Below are 16,457 nucleotides of genomic sequence, written 5' to 3'. Positions count from 1 at the left end.
GCCGTGGAACGATGCTTGCTGAACCCGATGCATCTGATTGCCACCCGGAGGACCGCACCATGCTGGATACCCTGATCGTCGGCGCCGGACTGTGCGGCCTGAGCATCGCCGGCCGGCTGCAATCGGCCGGCCGCGACTTTCTTCTGATCGATGCGCGGCACCGCGCCGGCGGGCGCATCGAAACCGTGCCGGGTGCGACGGGCACGGCAGCGCTCGATCTCGGACCCGGCTGGTACTGGCCGCAGACGCAGCCGCGCATGGTGAAGCTGCTCGCCGAACTCGGGCTGGACGGCCATGCGCAGCACGACAGCGGCGTCATCCTGCATCTGGCCAGCACCGATTCGAGCCCGGAAGCGCTGGCCCAGGATGGCGTGCACAACGGCGCGCACCGCGTCTCCGGCGGCATGGGCGCCATTGTCTCCGCGCTGGTGCAGGGGCTTGCGCCGGACCGCCTGCGCACCGGCTGCAGGCTGCTGCGACTGGTCGACCGCGGCGACTTCGTCGAAGCGCACTGCCGCAGCCCGCAGGAGGATTTCGTCATTGCTGCGCGACACGTGGTGCTGGCGATGCCGCCGCGGCTGGTGGCCGAGCACATCGCCTTCGAACCCGTGCTCGACGCGCCGCTGATGCAGGCGCTGCAGGACACACCGACCTGGATGTCCGCCCAGGCCAAGGCCGCGATGCGCTACCGCCATGCGTTCTGGCGCGATGCCGGCCTGTCGGGCAATGCCTTCGTGTCGCATCCGCAGGCGGTGCTGGCTGAGATCTTCGACGCCTGTGACGCGCGCAGCGACGCCGCGGCGCTCGGCGGTTTCGTCGCACTGTCGCCGGCGCAGCGCAAGACCTACGCCGCTTCGCTGGAACTGCTGGTGCGCAGTCAGCTGGCGCAGCTGTTCGGCCCGCCGGCCGACGAGGGCGAACTGCACCTGCGCGACTGGGCGAACGAACCGCTTACCTGCAGCGCGCGCGACGCGGCCGCCCCGAGCCAGCACCCGGAGGACGGTTGCGAGGCGCTGGCCGCCGACCTCTGGGAGGGTCGATTGCTGCTCGGTGGCAGCGAAACCGCGGCGCGCGGCGCGGGTTATCTGGAAGGCGCACTCGACGCCGCGACGCGCATCGCCAACCGCCTGCTGGCGCGCGCGGCGACCTCGCACGCGCTGCTGTCACCGGCCAACGAAGGCAGCGTGCGCCACTTCACCGACTGGGTGGCCGGGCAGCGCAGGCTGTGCGCCCCGCTGTACCGGCAAAGCATCGCACGCGCGCTGGCGGCGCAGCAGAGTGCGGACCTGACGCGCAACGTGCTGCTCGACGTGATCGACCAGCTGTATGCCGACGCACTGGCCGAACTCGCCACCTTGTCCTTCGACACGCGTGGCGTGGCCGTCGAACAGGGCCGCTCCGCCCTGACACCCGCCGTGCTGGCGCCCTTCTCCGGCCTCAGCGACGCATTGCTGGGCGAAGCGCTGAAGCACAACGGCACCTCCTGTGCGCTCTCGAACTTCCCGGACGAGGCCCAGCCATCGGCCCGTTACCGGCATGAAATCCGGCGCGATCTCGCACTGGCCTGGCGCGCCTTCGCGCAGTCGGTCAATGCGCTGCTGCTCGACAAGGCAGACACCCCCAGGGCGCTGCATTGACGGGCGTGTCGCACCCGCACCGCGCAAGTGTGGGTTTTGTCGCAAGCGTAAGGTTCCGGCCACGCCGGGTCCGGCAGCCCAAGCAATTGAATGAAAAGGAAAAACGTCGGTGGCACGGAAATGGCTAAACGAACCTTGCCAGCCCCATTCGCCCGGATCGCCCTGATTGCCCATTGGCGCGTCAGCAGAACAAGGAGTTCGTCATGCAAAGTGCAGCAGCGAGTTACGTCAGTCTGGATGCCCTGAAATCCAACCGCAATGCGCTGGCCGAGCCGGTCGAGGCGCCCGCCCACGCCGGCTGCGGTACCTCCGGCGGCGAGGGCAAGGCCAGTTGCGGCACGTCCGACGGTCCGGACGACATGCCGGCCGACGTCTGGAACAAGGTCAAGAATCACCCCTGTTATTCGGAAGAAGCGCATCACCACTACGCCCGCATGCACGTTGCAGTGGCGCCGGCCTGCAACATCCAGTGCAACTACTGCAACCGCAAGTACGACTGTTCGAACGAATCGCGCCCGGGCGTCGTGTCGCAGAAACTGACGCCGGAACAGGCGGTGAAGAAGGTGGTCGCGGTCGCCAGCGAAATCCCGCAGATGACGGTGCTCGGCATCGCCGGCCCGGGCGATTCGCTGGCCAGCCCGAAGAAGACCTTCGAAACCTTCCGCATGCTTCAGGAACAGGCGCCGGACATCAAGCTGTGCCTGTCCACCAACGGCCTTGCGCTGCCCGGTCTGGTCGATGAAATCTGCAAGTACAACATCGACCACGTGACCATCACGATCAACATGGTCGATCCCGAAGTGGGCGCCAAGATCTATCCGTGGATCTTCTGGGACCACCGCCGCGTCACCGGCGTCGAGGCGGCGACCATCCTGCACCAGCAGCAGATGCTCGGGCTGGAAATGCTGACCGCGCGCGGCGTACTGACCAAGATCAATTCGGTGCTGATCCCCGGCATCAACGACGAACACCTGATCGAGGTGAACCGCGAGGTGAAGAAACGCGGCGCCTTCCTGCACAACATCATGCCGCTGATCTCCGAAGCCGAGCACGGCACGGTGTTCGGCCTGACCGGCCAGCGCGGCCCGACGGCGCAGGAACTGAAGGCGGTGCAGGACGCGTGCATGGGCGGCGCCAACCTGATGCGGCACTGCCGGCAGTGTCGCGCCGACGCGGTCGGCCTGCTCGGTGAGGACCGCAGCGAGGAATTCACGCTCGACAAGATCGAAGAGATGGAAGTGGTGTACGACCTGGATCGTCGCCGTTCATACCAGGACCGCGTCGAGGCCGAACGCCAGGCGCAGCACGCCGCCAAGGTCGAGGCGCTCGCCGCGACGCAGGACGCCGGCGCCGCCGACGGCATCAAGGTGCTGGTCGCGGTGGCCACCACCGGTGGCGGCCGGGTGAACCAGCACTTCGGTCACGCCGACGAATTCCAGATCTTCGAAGTGTCGGCCGGCGAGGCGCTGTTCGTCGGTCACCGCCGGGTGGACCTGTTCTGCCAGGGCGGCTACGGCGAAGACGAAAAGCTGCCGTCCATCGTCACCGCGATCAACGACTGCCACGCCGTGCTGGTGTCGAAGATCGGCGCCTGCCCGCGCGACGAACTGAAGACCGCCGGCATCGAGCCGGTCGACAACTACGTCGATGAATTCATCGAAAAGGCCGCGTTGTCGTGGTTTGCCGACTACACCGGGCGGGTCGCACGCGGCGAGACGGTGCATGTGGCGCGCGGCGACGCATCGATCCGCCAGGGCGCCTTCACGGCCGCAGCATGACCCGATGACCCACGCGACCGCGGCAGCGTGCCGCGGTCACTTCCGAAGGGAGATCACCATGTCGCTCAAGATCATCGCCGACCTCTGTACCGGCTGTTCGGCCTGCGAGCCGGAATGTCCGAACGAAGCCATCAGCGAAAAAAAGAACATCTTCATCATCGACCCCGATAAATGCACCGAATGCGAAGGCGACTACGACACACCGCAATGTGTGGCGGTGTGTCCGGTCGACCATTGCATTCTTCCCCTTGCAGCGTAAGGAAAGACCCATGACAAACGTAACCCTGACACCCGCAGCAGCAAAGTTCATGTCGCGCATGGTGCGCTTCTCCGGCGAGCCCGAAGGCGCCGGCTTCCGCCTGCAGGTCAGCGCGGGCGGCTGCTCCGGCTTCAATTCGGAATTCACCGTCGAGGCCCAGCTGCAGGCGGGCGATGCGCTGGTCGAGACCTCCGGCGTGCGCCTCTTTCTGCCGGCCGAATCGCGCCTGCTGCTCGAAGGCGTGACGATAGATTTCTCGGATACGCCGACCAAGAGCGGCCTCACCTTCATCAACCCGAATCAGGCCCCGTGCGCGTGCAGCAGCAGTTCGACCGGTGCGCAGGCGACGCACAGCCACGCCAGCGGTCATGGCGACAGCCACGCGATGCCCGGCGTCGTGTCGGTCGGCATCGACGCGATCCGGCGCGGCTGAGGGCACTGCGATGTGGTCGGAGAGGCAAACGGATGACATCGCCGACTTCGATCTGGCGGTGCTCGGCGGCGGCCTGCCCGCCGAAGCCGAGCGCCTGATCGGTCGTGCCGGCCTCATCCGGGGCCAGGTCGAGGAAGCGCTCGCGCTGCTTGATCAGGCCCACGCACTGGCGCCGCAGCATCCGGCCACGCTGATCGCGCTGTACCGCTTCCACTTCTACGGCAACCGGCTGGACGAGGCACTTGCCGTTTCGCTGCGCGCACTCGCGATGGCGTCGGCCGCGCTCGGGCTGCCGTCCGACTGGCGGCAGGTGGGCGCGGACGCGCGCTTCGGCGCACTCGAGCCGCTGCCGCGCTTCTATCTGTTTTCGCTGAAGGGTTTTGCCTATCTGAGCCTGCGCCTGGGCGACCTCGACACCGGTCGCACCGCACTCGCCCGACTGGCCGAAATGGATCCGGCAAACCGGGTCGGTCACCGCGTGCTCGATGACGTGCTCGCCCGTATGGGACGCGACGACATCGGCTACGAAGATTGCCCGGACGTGACCAAGGCAAGCCGGGTGGAGGCGTGATGATCACCGGACCTACGGACCCGGTCGGCGTCGAGGACGACATTCCGCCGGTCGACTGGCACGGCGTACCGCTCGACTGTACGACCTGCGGCACGCGCAGCGAACTGATCCGCTGCGAGCGCGGCCACGCCTGCGTGCAGGACCGCTACGCCAAGCGCATCGATCGCTTCTTCCGCTGGAATCCGCAGGTCAGCAACGACTACCTGGCACACCCGTATTTCGAAGTGCGCGCTATCGCCTGCCGGCAGGCCGACGTGTTCCGCCTGCAGCCGCTGATCGACGACGAGGACGAAACGGTGCGCCTGTCGGTGGCCGTACGACTGCCGCTGGCACAGGCGGTGCGCCTGCGCAGCGATCCGCACCGCGAAGTGCGCATCCGCGTGGCGATGCGCCTGGAAGGACGTGAATTGCTGGCGATGGCCAGTGACGACGACTACTACGTGCGCAAGCTGGTGGCGCGCCGGTTGCCCGAAGCGCTGGTCCCGCGGATGCTCGATGACCGTGAGTGGGAGGTGCGGCTCGAAGCGGTCAAGCGGGTCGGCATGCCGGCGCTGCTGCGCATGTGCGACGACCGCGAGATCGCAGTGCGGCGCGAGGTGGTGGCGCGGCTGCCGGTGGCGCAGCTGTACCGCATGGCGCACGACCCGGCGTGGGAAGTGCGCTGGGAAGTGGCGCAGCGCGCCGGCCGCGACCTGGCGCGCCTGATGGCGCACGGCGACGAGGAGGTGGAGGTGCGCGAAGAAGCGCTCGCGCGTCTGAAGACACTGGACCAGCAGACGGGAGCACAGCATGAGTGACATCAGCCGCGACAGCGACACGGTCGAACTGACCGCCGATCCGATCTTCCAGTACGGCGAAAAGGTGGTCAGCCGCTTCACCATCCGCAACGATGGAACGTACTGCGGCAAGGACATCGGCGAGGTGCTGGCCAAGAAGGGCGACGTCGGATTCGTCACGTCGATCGGCACCTTCCTGCAGCAGTACTACATCTATGCGGTCGAGTTCCTCGGCACCGGCCATCGCGTCGGCATGCGCGGTCGCGAACTGGTATCGCTCGACAACCTGCCGCCCCACGTGATCGAGATACTCGGCGATCGTGTCACGCAACTGGCGGCCATCAAGGCGGGAGACGAACGTGTTTGAACTGCGCGAACCGAAATTCGAATGGGGCCAGCGCGTCACGGCGCTGACCGATCTGTTCAACGATGGCTCGCACCCGGAGGTGCCGCTCGACGCCCTGCTGGTGGCCGAAGGTTCGACCGGCGAAATCGTGCAGATCGGGCATCACGAAGAAGCCAACCTGCCGGTCTACATGGTCGAATTCGCCGACGGCCCGGTGGGCGCCGACGCCAAGCCGCGACCCTGTGTGGTCGGCGTGCTCGAAGAGGAAATCGCGCCGGTCTGACCGCCGCGCGTCCACCCCATGAACCCGCGCACCCGCCCGCCCGCCCGGCAGCCGCAGCACGCAACGCACGCCGTGGTCGCGGAGAGCGAACTGCTGCGCCGGCGCGTGCTGCGCGCACTGGAGCGGCGCGAGCGCTACCGCTACGTGCGGCCCGACGTGCAGGCTTCGGACGACGGCTGGGTGGTCACCAGTCCGTGCTGTTCGCGCAATGTCGATCCGGACGGCGGCGTCATCGACATCGCGCTGCTGCAACGCACGGGCGGCGGCTGGACGCTGAGCCGGCGCGACCATGCCAGCGCGAGCTGGGTCAGGCACTCGAAGGGCGTCCGGCTGGACACCCTGCTCGACGTGCTGTGCGAGGACCCGCAACGGGTGTTCTGGCCATGATCTATCTCGACCACAACGCCACCACGCCGCCGCTGCCCGAAGTGATCGAAGCGGTGACCGACTGCCTGCGCAGCGGCTGGGGCAACCCTTCGTCGAAGCATGGATTCGGTCAGCAGGCGCGCGGCGCACTGGCGCAGGCACGCGCCGAAGTGGCCGCGCTGGCCGGTGCGCAGCCGGTCGAGGTGGTGTTCACCAGCGGCGCCACCGAAGCCAATCATCACGCGCTCAGCGGGGCACTAGCCCGTGCCGGCGCGGCACCGCGCGTGCTGCTGTCGGCGACCGAGCACAGCGGCTTCATGAAGGCCGCGCAGCGGCTGCGTGAAGTCGGCATCGCAGTCGAACTGCTGCCGGTGGATGGCCAGGGTCGCCTGCAGCCGGACGCGCTGGCGACAGCGCTGGCCGAGCCGGCCGCACTGCTGTCGGTGATGGCCGCAAACAATGAAACCGGCGTGCTGCAGCCGGTGGCCGACATCGCCGCGCAGGCGCGCGCCGCCGGCGTGCCTTTCCATGTCGATGCCACACAGATGGCCGGCAAGCTGCCGCTCGACTTCGCCGGCTGGGGTGCCGACCTGATGTCGATGTCGGCACACAAGTTCGGCGGCCCGAAGGGCTGCGGCGCGCTCATCGTGCGCAAGGGACTGAGCTGGCCGCCGCTGCTGTCCGGCCAGCAGGAACGCGGCCGGCGCGGCGGCACCGAAAACATGCCGGGCATTGCCGGCTTCGCGGTGGCGGCACGGGTAGCCCGCGCAACGATGCAGCCGGACGGGCTGCGCCTGGGCGCGCTGCGCGACACGCTCGAAGCCGCCCTGCGCGAAACGCTGACCGGTCTGACCGTGTTCGGCGCCGCATCCCCTCGGCTGCCGAACACGCTAATGCTGGCCATCGCCGGTCTGTCGGCCGACCGCGTACTCGACTGTCTGGAGCGACAGGGCATCTTCGCCTCTTCCGGCGCGGCCTGTTCGTCCGGAGGCAGCGAAGCTTCACATGTGCTGCGCGCGATGGGCGTACCGGCCGCCGATGCGCTCGGCGCCGTGCGGCTGTCGCTCGGCCGTGGCAACGACGCAGAGCAGATCGCCCGCGTCGTCCAGGCGCTGTCCTCGCTCGCACCGCAACAGCCGTCGGCCGCCGCTGCCGCGACCACCCACTGACCATCGATGAACCATCCTGAACGGAGCCGGCAATGAAAGTGATGATCCGCAAGAGCAGCAAGGGAGAACTGTCGCTCTACGTGCCGAAGAAGGACCTCGAAGAGCCGATCGTGCAGATGGAACGGCCCGACATGTGGGGCGGCCAGATCACGCTGGCCAATGGCTGGACGCTGGATCTGCCGGAGATGGCGGCCGACACGCGGCTGCCGATTACCGTCGAGGCCCGGCTCACCGGGGGGCGCGACTGACATGGGACTCGACGCCGAGCAACTGACGCAGGTGGCGCGCATCACGCTTGCCGCCGCCAGCCTGCGCGAGGCGGTCGACGGCGTGCGCCGGGTAATTCCCGGCATCCGCGCCTCGACCGTGGATGCCTTCGACATGCGTGGCGAAACGCCGGCGCTGCACATCGGCAACCGCGACCTCTTCCTGATGCACACGGACGGCCATTGCTGGTCGGTGACCAGCGACCCGCTGGTCGCCGACGGCATCGTGCTGACGCAGAACCCCTGACGCCGGAGACGCGCATGGACAGCGACTGGATTCCACTTTCGATTGCCGACCTCGGCGCGCGCGAAGCGCAGCTGGTGGCGCAGGTCATGGGCTCGGGCCGGCTGTCGGGCGGTCCGATGGTCGAGGCGTTCGAATCGGTGTTTGCCGACCTGCACGCGCGCAAGTACGCGGTAGCGGTGTCGAGCGGCATGATGGGCGCGTGGCTGGCGCTGCGCGCGCTCGGCATCGGCCCCGGCGACGAGGTGATCGCCAGTGCCTACAGCTGGCACCACGTGGCCAACGCCATCGTGCATGCGGGCGCGACGCCGGTACTGGCCGACATCGACTACTGGTCCGGTGCCGTTGCGCCGCAGGCCGTTGCCGACGCCATCACGCCGCGCACGCGCGCCATCCTGGCCAACAACTGCAATGGTCATCCGGCTGCGTGGGCCGAACTGCGCGCACTGGCCGACCGGCACGCCATCGCGCTGATCGAGGATTCGACCGAGGCCATCGGCTCGCGCTACATGGGCCAGCTGGTCGGCACCTTCGGCGACATGTCCATCTTCGACTTTTCGCAGCCGCTGGCGCTGAACTGCGGCGAAGGCGGCATGGTGCTGACCGACGATGCGAAGCTCGCCAGCGAACTGCGCTACCTGCGCTCGCATGCGCTGGCCGACCGCAACTCGGTGTCGGTCGGCAGCCGCGTGCCGCTGGCCGCCAACATGAGCGACATCGCCGCCGCCATCGGCATCGCGCAGGCCGAACGCATCGATGAAATCCACGCCCGTCGCAAGCAGGTCGAGGTCTGGTACCACCAGCAGATGCAGACCTTCGAAGGCATCAAGCCGCCCTATCTGGCGCAGGACGTCGACGAGGTGCACTGGATGCTCTACGTCGTGCACCTGGGCAAGCGCTTCACGCTGAGCGCGCGCGCGCAGCTGGTCGAGGACCTCGACACCGAAGCGATCGAGGTGGCCGCCTACTGCCGGCCGCTGCACCACCAGTTCCACTACCAGCAGTACGGCTACAAACGCGGCCAGCTCAAGAACACCGACCGCATCGGCGACCGCTCGCTGGCGCTGCCCTTCCACGGCTTCATCGAAGAGGACGAAGTGCGCTTCGTGGTGAAAACGCTGAAGGACGCGGCGACCAATGTCGGCGCCGGCGCCGCCATCTACTGAACCCGACGCATCGCTCAAGGACCCATCATGACCCGCACTCTCACCGATCTGCCCGCCGAACTCGAACAAGGCCTGCGCGCAGGCCGCATCGTGCCCTACCTGGGCCAGCACGTGCTGTCGCTGGTGCCCGACTACGCCGTGCCGGGCTCGCCCGAAGCACTGGTTGCGCTACTCACGGCGAAGGTGTCGGTGCCACACAAGATCCGTGGCCGGCTGACCCAGGCGGCGCAGTTCATCGAAAACTTCAAGCACCGCAAGACGCTGGTCGACCAGATGAATACCGCATTCGCCGCGGCGCCGCACTACTCGGCCATGCACAGCTGGCTGGCTTCGCTCGGCGTACCGCTGATCGTCGACACCTGGTACGACGAAGCGATGGCGGCGGCGCTGCAGGCGGCCGGCGTCAAGTGGGGCGAGGTGCAGGGTCTGTCGCAGTCCGAACACTTCGGCACCTGGACCGGCTGGTACGACAGCGACGGCAATCCGCTGCCCGACCGCACGCCGGACTGGCAGACCGTCCTGTACAAGCCGATCGGCAGCAGCAACCCGGCCGGCAACTATCTGGTGTCGGACTCCGACTATGTCGAGGTGCTGACGGAGATCGACATCCAGACACCGATCCCGGCCGAGATCCAGGCGCTGCGCACCGGCCGCCACTTCCTGTTCATCGGCTGCCGCTTCAACGACCAGCTCACGCGCACCTTCGCACGTCAGATCATGAAGCGTTCGAGCGACACGCACTGGGCGCTGCTGTCCGAGGAGCCGACGCGCATGGAAGCGAAGTTCCTGGCCGAACAGAACATCACCCGCATCGACATGTCGCTGGCTGAATTTGCGGCCCGCATGGCACCGCTCAGCGAAGCGGCCTGATTTCCCACCCCCTCACAGAAAAGGAGAAGCACACCATGGCCACCCTCACCATCATGCCGTCCGGACGCACCAGTGAAGTTGCCGCCGGCACAACGCTGCTGGCCGCCATCCTGGCCGCCGGCGAAAAGCTGGTCAGCAAGTGCGACGGTGAAGCGAAATGCGGCGAATGCCACGTCGCCATCAATGAAGGACGCAAGAGCCTGTCGAAGATCCAGCGTGCCGAAAACGCGAAGCTCGACGAGATCGTCGGCGTCAGTTCCAAGTCGCGCCTGGCCTGTCAGGCCCAGATGGGCGAAGAGAACGTGACGGTGGAAATCCTCAGCTTCGTCTGAACCTCTCGAAAACCGATTACAGGAAGAACACCATGAGCTATGACCTCATCAAGGCCGAACGAGGCCTTTGCCTGGGCAACCGCACCGGCCTGAACGGCAAGTGCAACGGCCAGACCTTTCGCTGCGAGTGCGGCCAGGTCGGCTGCCGCCAGACCTACGACGATGCCTGTACCGGCCAGGCCTTTTCGGCTGCCTGGCGCTGCGTGAAGTGCGGCGCCGTCGGCAAGGTGGAAGCGTTGAACTTCGAGAACCGCATCGGCGCCTGAGCCTTGGCCGATACCTTGTTCGGTGCGGCATCGCTGGCCATCCTCGAAGAGGCCTGCAGCGACGTTCTCATCCTTGGCGAAGGGCTCGCACGCGAGGACTTCGAACGTTCGCGCCTGACCCGCAGTGCGCTGTGCGGGCGTTTGAAAGTCATCGCCGACTGCCTGCACGGGCTGCCCGCCGAGGCGCGCAGCCGGATGCCCGAACTGGGCTGGGATGGCTGGGACGTCACACGTCGGGTGCTGGAAGGCGCGCCCGATCAGGACGGCACGCTGTGGTTCGCCGTCAGTTCGCTCGCCCCGGCCACGCTGATGTGGTTGCGGGTGTACCGCGAAGAGCAGCCTGCACTGTTCGCGTTCACCGCGTGCGCCGATTGACTGCACGTCGGGCGCAGGCCGGGTGTTGGGCATCGCTGCGCTCACCCCAACCTACGATGCACGGTACCCGGCAGGGCCCCCCTGTACCCGTCCCGAACCGTAGGTTGGGGTGAGCGCAGCGATGCCCAACAATCCGAACGTCAAAAATGCATCCACTGCGGTTCATCGTCACCGATGGTGATGCAGGCGCTCACCAGCCTCCCATCGTCGCCATAGGCATACACATGGCTCATTTCGACTTCGCCGTAAACCCGCTTCTCGCAACGCAACATGCGCCCGGCGTCATCGTAGGACGCGACGAAATAGGTGTTGCGGTTGCTCAGCGCGTCGGCTGCCAGTTCTTCGGCGAACTGCAGCGGCAGCTTCACACCGCGATAGGTCAGGAAGTTGCGCTGCCGGCTGATCGTTGCATTCATGTCGCGAGCTCAAGATGGTCGTGAGGAGAAGGAAGTGCCCGCAATGAATGTCGGACAACTGATGGAGAAACTGCGCACGTTGCCGCCGGATGCGGCTGTACTGATCGAGGGCGACGAAGGGTATTCGCCGCTGGGCGGCATCGACGTGCAGCACAACGACAACGGGCTGCCGGACGAGGTGATACTGCAGCCTGACATGACGCCGGACTGAGCGGGCATTACTTCTTTTGAGAGGAAATTGTTGGGCATCGCTGCGCTCACCCCAACCTACGAACGGGTGCATGCCGTGTGTGTTGGGCATCGCTGCGCTCACCCCAACCTACGGAATGCGCCGATCTGCAGTTTGTAGGTTGGGGTGAGCGCAGCGATGCCCAACACACACGGCATGCACCCGTTCGTAGGTTGGGGGGAGCGCAGCGAGGCCCAACCCACACGGCAGGCACCCGTTCGTAGGTTGGGGGGAGCGCAGCGATGCCCAACATCGGTGGTCGAACCGGCTTGCTCCGCTCGCACCGCCCCGATCACGGTGCTGCACAACCGCCTTCGTTCATGCCGGCCGCGCAGCCTTCCGACTGCGCGCGGGAGCGCTGCGCCGCGTGAGTGTCGAGACCGATCCAGGTGTCGATCGCGGCCGGGTCGAAGCCGACCCGGCGTTCGTCGCCGACCTGCAGCAGTGGCCGGCGGATCAGCAGCGGTTCGGCCAGCAGCAGCGCAAGCGCCGCTTCGCGACCAACTTCTTCCGGCACGATTTCGCCCGACTTCACGCGCGGGGCGGCGCGGTTGAACCAGTCGGCGACAGGCAGCGGAGCGAGCCATGCGAGCAGGGCATCGGCCGTCCAAGGCTCGGCCAGCAGGCTGCGCACGTCGAGCGTATGGCCGGCGTCGAGCAACCACTGCTTCTGCTTTGCATTTCCGCCGCAGCCGGGTTTCTCGAAGAAGACGACGTGACTCATGGCTTCGCATGCACCCGGCGCTGCCGCCGGGCGCAACCGCGTCATACCGGACGGTTCTCGTACAGGTTGCGGATCGGGCCCATCAGCTTCAGGCCTTCCTCGAAGGTGATTTCCGGGAACTTGCCGGTGAATTTGAGTGCGGCGTCGGCCACGGCATCCACCTTGCCGGCGGTGTCGAACTTCTTCAGTTCGGTCTTTTCCAGATACAGCAGTTCGAGCAGTTCGTTGTACACCGTGGCTTCGTCGATCGGCAGAATGTAGAAGGTCGCGCCGCCATACTGCACCTGATACTTCTTCGACAGGTCGATGTTGTCGCAGAACAGGAAGTACTTGCCGGTCGGCGACAGCGCCTCGCCGAGCACGTCGGCCAGCAGCTTCAGGTATTCGAACGACAGCAGGAAACCGGTCAGAAAGGGAATCTGCTGCTCGCCCTCGTGAGCGGCGGCAATCACCTGGTCCATGCTGATTTCGGGCGGGCGCGCCTCGTCGGCGAACTGCTGCGCGAACTTCAGCGCGATGTCGCCGCGGAAGCCGACACGATCCGCCTTGTGGGTCGGACCCTTGAAGACGGCGTTGAGCATCCGCTTCTCGTTTTCCAGCGTGGCAAATGCGGAGCTAGCTATGGTGATGCTCATGGTGGTTCCCCTGATCATTGCGGATGAAATCCGCGGTCTTGAAAAAAGCCTGCTCGAGTTGCTGCCGCAACGCGGCATCGTCTACGACTTCCTGCAGCGCCCGTCGCATGCAGTCCATCCACGCATCCCGTTCGGCGGTGCCGATCGGAAATGCCAGGTGTTTGCGGCGCAGCCGCGGATGGCCGCGCTCGGTCGAATAGCGCTGCGGACCGCCGGTCCACTCGACCAGATAGTTCACCAGTATCTGGCGCACCGACCGCAGGTCGGCCGGGTGCATCGCGCGAATGCCGGCCGCCGCCGGCTGCGTACTCATATGGTGATAGAAGCGCTCGACCAGACGTTCGATCGCTGCTTCGCCACCGATGCGCTCGAAGTGGGGATTGCCGCCGGCAGAAGCTGAACTGACGGAGGGGACAACAGGCTTGTCTGCAGGCGGGCGGGTTTCCATGGCATCGGGTACGCGTGTTGATGCAGGCATACAGCAAGCCCCGTACCCGCTCGCTGTCCGGGATGGCCAACGCCCGCCTGCAGGCCGTTTGCGCCATTCGCGACAGACCGTGCGCCGACCCGGCCATTCCGCACAGCGCTGCGATGAATGTCGCGTTTGTCACATCCGTCCGTCGGCCCGTCAGATGCCGCGTTTGCGTTGAAAACTGGCGTCCGGGATGGCTTCTGGCGATGTTGAACGCGAGTGGCACGGCAGTTGCTGAAGTGACCTTGCACCGACCATGACTCGCCGCAGTGGCAACCACGAAGACCAATAAAGGCACGAGGGGCTGCATCCGGTGGCACGGTAAGCGCCAAGGACCACACGGTCGGCGGCATCCAACTGTTCATCGACTCAGGAGTGACATCGAAATGGCAAAACTTCGGCAAATCGCCTTTTATGGCAAGGGTGGGATCGGCAAATCGACGACCTCGCAAAACACACTGGCCGCGCTGTCGGATCTGGGCCAGAAGATCCTCATCGTCGGCTGCGACCCCAAGGCTGACTCGACCCGCCTGATCCTGCACGCCAAGGCACAGGACACCATCCTGTCGCTGGCCGCTGAAGCCGGCTCGGTGGAAGACCTCGAGCTCGAGGACGTCATGAAGATCGGCTACAAGGACATCCGCTGCGTCGAGTCCGGCGGCCCGGAACCCGGCGTCGGCTGCGCCGGCCGTGGTGTCATCACCTCGATCAACTTCCTCGAGGAAAACGGTGCCTATGACGGCGTCGACTACGTCAGCTACGACGTGCTGGGCGACGTGGTGTGCGGCGGCTTCGCCATGCCCATCCGCGAAAACAAGGCGCAGGAAATCTACATCGTGATGTCGGGCGAAATGATGGCCATGTACGCGGCCAACAACATTTCCAAGGGCATTCTGAAGTACGCCAATTCGGGCGGCGTGCGCCTCGGCGGCCTGGTGTGCAACGAGCGCCAGACCGACAAGGAACTGGAACTGGCCGAATCACTGGCCAAGATGCTCGGATCGCGCCTGATCCACTTCGTACCGCGCGACAACATCGTGCAGCACGCCGAACTGCGTCGCATGACGGTGCTCGAGTACGCACCGGATTCGAAGCAGGCGGGCGAGTACCGCACGCTGGCCGAGAAGATCCACGCCAACGCCGGCAACGGCACGATCCCGACGCCGATCACGATGGACCAGCTCGAAGACCTGCTGATGGAGCACGGCATCATGAAGCAGATCGACGAGTCGCAGGTCGGCAAGAAGGCAACCGAAGTCGCCTGAGAAACCGAGAGTCGAGGGTCGGGAGCCGCGGGTCGCAAAGCCCGCAGGCTCCCGGCCTCCGCCGGCGACCCCACGGTTCTCCTCCCTCCGCTCTCGATACGTACAGGAGTACTCAAATGAGCATGACGATTGACGAAAAGAAGGCCCAGAACGCAGCTCTCATCGAAGAGGTGCTGAAGGCCTACCCGGAAAAGACCGCCAAGAAGCGGGCCAAGCACCTCAATGTTCACGAGGAAGGCAAGCCCGACTGCGGCGTCAAGTCGAACATCAAGTCGCTGCCCGGCGTGATGACGATCCGCGGCTGCGCCTACGCGGGTTCCAAGGGCGTGGTGTGGGGTCCGATCAAGGACATGATCCACATTTCGCACGGCCCGGTCGGCTGTGGCCAGTATTCGTGGGCGGCGCGACGCAATTACTACATCGGCGTGACCGGTGTGGACACCTTCGTGACGATGCAATTCACCTCCGATTTCCAGGAGAAGGACATCGTCTTCGGCGGCGACAAGAAGCTGGAAGTCATCATGGATGAAATCCAGGACCTGTTCCCGCTGAACAAGGGCATCACCGTGCAGTCGGAATGCCCGATCGGTCTGATCGGCGACGACATCGAAGCGGTATCCAAGAAGAAATCGAAGCAGTACGACGGCCACACGATCGTGCCGGTGCGCTGCGAGGGCTTCCGCGGCGTGAGCCAGTCGCTCGGTCACCACATCGCCAATGACGCGATCCGTGACTGGGTGTTCGACAAGACCGAAGACAAGCGCCCCGACTTCGTGTCGACGCCGTACGACGTGGCCATCATCGGCGACTACAACATCGGCGGCGACGCCTGGTCGAGCCGCATCCTGCTCGAAGAGATGGGTCTGCGCGTGATCGCCCAGTGGTCGGGCGACGGCACCATCGCCGAGCTGGAGAACACCCCGAAGGCCAAGCTCAACGTGCTGCACTGCTACCGCTCGATGAACTACATCAGCCGGCACATGGAAGAGAAGTACGGAGTGCCCTGGGTCGAGTACAACTTCTTCGGCCCGACCAAGATCGAGGAGTCGCTGCGCGAGATCGCCTCTCACTTCGACGACACGATCAAAGCCAATGCGGAGAAGGTGATCGCCAAGTACAAGCCGCTGATGCAGGCCGTCATCGACAAGTACCGTCCGCGTCTCGAGGGCAAGAAGGTGATGCTGTTTGTCGGCGGCCTGCGCCCGCGTCACGTCATCGGCGCTTACGAAGACCTCGGCATGGAAGTTGTCGGCACCGGCTACGAGTTCGGCCACAACGACGACTACCAGCGCACCACGCATTACGTGAAGGACGGCACGCTGATCTACGACGACGTCACCGGTCACGAATTCGAGAAGTTCGTCGAGAAGGTCAAGCCTGACCTGGTCGGCTCGGGCATCAAGGAAAAGTACGTGTTCCAGAAGATGGGCGTGCCGTTCCGCCAGATGCACAGCTGGGACTACTCGGGTCCGTATCACGGCTATGACGGCTTTGCCATCTTCGCCCGCGACATGGACATGGCGATCAGCTCGCCCATCTGGGGCCTGTCGAAGACGCCCTGGAAGAAGTAAGCATCTGC

Annotated in this window: 24 protein-coding genes; 20 read left to right on the top strand and 4 right to left on the bottom strand. The window is 65.8% G+C overall.

Annotated features, from left to right (window positions below):
• Nucleotides 1–59: 59 nt before the first annotated feature.
• The 17 genes from NMQ14_RS00725 (at nucleotide 60) to NMQ14_RS00645 (ending at nucleotide 11,137) form a co-directional block, all read left to right on the top strand.
• A complete protein-coding gene (locus NMQ14_RS00725) occupies nucleotides 60–1,637 on the top strand; it encodes an FAD-dependent oxidoreductase (RefSeq protein WP_257092573.1) in 1,578 nt (525 codons plus the stop codon).
• A gap of 203 nt (nucleotides 1,638–1,840) precedes the next feature.
• A complete protein-coding gene (gene nifB, locus NMQ14_RS00720; protein WP_257080253.1) occupies nucleotides 1,841–3,415 on the top strand; it encodes a nitrogenase cofactor biosynthesis protein NifB in 1,575 nt (524 codons plus the stop codon).
• Nucleotides 3,416–3,473: 58 nt separating this feature from the next.
• The gene (locus NMQ14_RS00715; protein ID WP_069038324.1) at nucleotides 3,474–3,674 is read left to right on the top strand and encodes a YfhL family 4Fe-4S dicluster ferredoxin; all 201 of its coding nucleotides are present in this window, start codon (nucleotides 3,474–3,476) and stop codon (nucleotides 3,672–3,674) included.
• A gap of 10 nt (nucleotides 3,675–3,684) precedes the next feature.
• Nucleotides 3,685–4,107 (top strand): iron-sulfur cluster assembly accessory protein, encoded by a 423-nt coding sequence (locus NMQ14_RS00710; protein ID WP_257080252.1) that lies wholly within the window; start codon nucleotides 3,685–3,687, stop codon nucleotides 4,105–4,107.
• A gap of 10 nt (nucleotides 4,108–4,117) precedes the next feature.
• Nucleotides 4,118–4,678, top strand: coding sequence for a M48 family metallopeptidase (locus NMQ14_RS00705; RefSeq protein WP_257092567.1), 561 nt, complete (start codon nucleotides 4,118–4,120; stop codon nucleotides 4,676–4,678).
• Nucleotides 4,678–5,475 (top strand): 4Fe4S-binding leucine-rich repeat protein, encoded by a 798-nt coding sequence (locus tag NMQ14_RS00700; protein WP_257092565.1) that lies wholly within the window; start codon nucleotides 4,678–4,680, stop codon nucleotides 5,473–5,475. Before NMQ14_RS00705 ends, NMQ14_RS00700 begins: the two co-directional genes overlap by 1 nt.
• Nucleotides 5,468–5,821: a nitrogen fixation protein NifZ gene (locus NMQ14_RS00695; RefSeq protein ID WP_257080249.1), complete on the top strand. Its 354-nt coding sequence runs from the start codon at nucleotides 5,468–5,470 to the stop codon at nucleotides 5,819–5,821. The genes NMQ14_RS00700 and NMQ14_RS00695 overlap by 8 nt, the downstream gene beginning before the upstream one ends.
• Nucleotides 5,814–6,083, top strand: coding sequence for a nitrogen fixation protein NifZ (locus NMQ14_RS00690; protein WP_257092563.1), 270 nt, complete (start codon nucleotides 5,814–5,816; stop codon nucleotides 6,081–6,083). The genes NMQ14_RS00695 and NMQ14_RS00690 overlap by 8 nt, the downstream gene beginning before the upstream one ends.
• 18 nt (nucleotides 6,084–6,101) lie before the next feature.
• Complete coding sequence (locus tag NMQ14_RS00685; protein ID WP_257092561.1) at nucleotides 6,102–6,470, top strand: hypothetical protein; 369 nt, start codon at nucleotides 6,102–6,104, stop codon at nucleotides 6,468–6,470.
• The gene (locus tag NMQ14_RS00680; protein ID WP_257092559.1) at nucleotides 6,467–7,618 is read left to right on the top strand and encodes a cysteine desulfurase family protein; all 1,152 of its coding nucleotides are present in this window, start codon (nucleotides 6,467–6,469) and stop codon (nucleotides 7,616–7,618) included. The genes NMQ14_RS00685 and NMQ14_RS00680 overlap by 4 nt, the downstream gene beginning before the upstream one ends.
• A 32-nt stretch (nucleotides 7,619–7,650) precedes the next feature.
• Complete coding sequence (nifT, locus tag NMQ14_RS00675; protein WP_069038332.1) at nucleotides 7,651–7,866, top strand: putative nitrogen fixation protein NifT; 216 nt, start codon at nucleotides 7,651–7,653, stop codon at nucleotides 7,864–7,866.
• Between the two features lies 1 nt (nucleotide 7,867).
• Nucleotides 7,868–8,131 (top strand): hypothetical protein, encoded by a 264-nt coding sequence (locus NMQ14_RS00670; RefSeq protein ID WP_257092557.1) that lies wholly within the window; start codon nucleotides 7,868–7,870, stop codon nucleotides 8,129–8,131.
• 14 nt (nucleotides 8,132–8,145) lie between these two features.
• On the top strand, nucleotides 8,146–9,294 hold the full coding sequence (locus tag NMQ14_RS00665; RefSeq protein ID WP_257092555.1) for a DegT/DnrJ/EryC1/StrS aminotransferase family protein: 1,149 nt from the start codon (nucleotides 8,146–8,148) through the stop codon (nucleotides 9,292–9,294).
• A gap of 27 nt (nucleotides 9,295–9,321) precedes the next feature.
• Nucleotides 9,322–10,164 carry an SIR2 family protein gene (locus NMQ14_RS00660; RefSeq protein WP_257092553.1) on the top strand — a complete coding sequence of 281 codons (843 nt, stop codon included), beginning with the start codon at nucleotides 9,322–9,324 and terminating at the stop codon, nucleotides 10,162–10,164.
• Nucleotides 10,165–10,199: 35 nt separating this feature from the next.
• Nucleotides 10,200–10,496 carry a (2Fe-2S)-binding protein gene (locus NMQ14_RS00655; RefSeq protein ID WP_257092551.1) on the top strand — a complete coding sequence of 99 codons (297 nt, stop codon included), beginning with the start codon at nucleotides 10,200–10,202 and terminating at the stop codon, nucleotides 10,494–10,496.
• Nucleotides 10,497–10,528: 32 nt separating this feature from the next.
• Nucleotides 10,529–10,762, top strand: coding sequence for a hypothetical protein (locus tag NMQ14_RS00650; RefSeq protein ID WP_257080241.1), 234 nt, complete (start codon nucleotides 10,529–10,531; stop codon nucleotides 10,760–10,762).
• A 3-nt stretch (nucleotides 10,763–10,765) separates the two neighbouring features.
• Nucleotides 10,766–11,137, top strand: a complete 372-nt coding sequence (locus NMQ14_RS00645) for a hypothetical protein (protein WP_257092549.1) — start codon at nucleotides 10,766–10,768, stop codon at nucleotides 11,135–11,137.
• A gap of 140 nt (nucleotides 11,138–11,277) precedes the next feature.
• Here NMQ14_RS00645 and NMQ14_RS00640 read toward each other — a convergent pair whose 3' ends face one another.
• Nucleotides 11,278–11,553: a DUF6156 family protein gene (locus NMQ14_RS00640; RefSeq protein WP_257092547.1), complete on the bottom strand. Its 276-nt coding sequence runs from the start codon at nucleotides 11,551–11,553 to the stop codon at nucleotides 11,278–11,280.
• Nucleotides 11,554–11,596: 43 nt separating this feature from the next.
• Here NMQ14_RS00640 and NMQ14_RS00635 point away from each other — a divergent pair, with 43 nt between their 5' ends.
• The gene (locus NMQ14_RS00635; protein WP_257092545.1) at nucleotides 11,597–11,764 is read left to right on the top strand and encodes a hypothetical protein; all 168 of its coding nucleotides are present in this window, start codon (nucleotides 11,597–11,599) and stop codon (nucleotides 11,762–11,764) included.
• Nucleotides 11,765–12,074: 310 nt separating this feature from the next.
• On the opposite strand, the gene NMQ14_RS00630 is transcribed toward NMQ14_RS00635, so the two are convergent.
• Genes NMQ14_RS00630 through NMQ14_RS00620 form a run of 3 tightly spaced genes read right to left on the bottom strand, consistent with a single transcriptional unit; the run spans nucleotide 12,075 to nucleotide 13,589 of the window.
• Nucleotides 12,075–12,506 (bottom strand): ArsC/Spx/MgsR family protein, encoded by a 432-nt coding sequence (locus NMQ14_RS00630; RefSeq protein ID WP_257092543.1) that lies wholly within the window; start codon nucleotides 12,504–12,506, stop codon nucleotides 12,075–12,077.
• A 41-nt stretch (nucleotides 12,507–12,547) separates the two neighbouring features.
• Nucleotides 12,548–13,141: a hypothetical protein gene (locus NMQ14_RS00625; protein WP_069038339.1), complete on the bottom strand. Its 594-nt coding sequence runs from the start codon at nucleotides 13,139–13,141 to the stop codon at nucleotides 12,548–12,550.
• Nucleotides 13,122–13,589 (bottom strand): group II truncated hemoglobin, encoded by a 468-nt coding sequence (locus NMQ14_RS00620; protein WP_257092540.1) that lies wholly within the window; start codon nucleotides 13,587–13,589, stop codon nucleotides 13,122–13,124. The genes NMQ14_RS00625 and NMQ14_RS00620 overlap by 20 nt, the downstream gene beginning before the upstream one ends.
• 410 nt (nucleotides 13,590–13,999) lie before the next feature.
• On the opposite strand from NMQ14_RS00620, the gene nifH reads away from it, so the two are divergent.
• Both nifH and nifD read left to right on the top strand, forming a co-directional pair.
• Nucleotides 14,000–14,878, top strand: coding sequence for a nitrogenase iron protein (gene nifH / locus NMQ14_RS00615; protein ID WP_069038340.1), 879 nt, complete (start codon nucleotides 14,000–14,002; stop codon nucleotides 14,876–14,878).
• Between the two features lie 116 nt (nucleotides 14,879–14,994).
• On the top strand, nucleotides 14,995–16,449 hold the full coding sequence (gene nifD, locus NMQ14_RS00610; protein ID WP_257092538.1) for a nitrogenase molybdenum-iron protein alpha chain: 1,455 nt from the start codon (nucleotides 14,995–14,997) through the stop codon (nucleotides 16,447–16,449).
• Nucleotides 16,450–16,457 lie beyond the last annotated feature (8 nt).

Origin of the sequence: Methyloversatilis sp. XJ19-13, assembly GCF_024580155.1 — a bacterium.
In the GTDB taxonomy this organism is placed as follows: domain Bacteria; phylum Pseudomonadota; class Gammaproteobacteria; order Burkholderiales; family Rhodocyclaceae; genus Methyloversatilis.
This window is presented reverse-complemented; position numbering and strand designations above follow the sequence as displayed.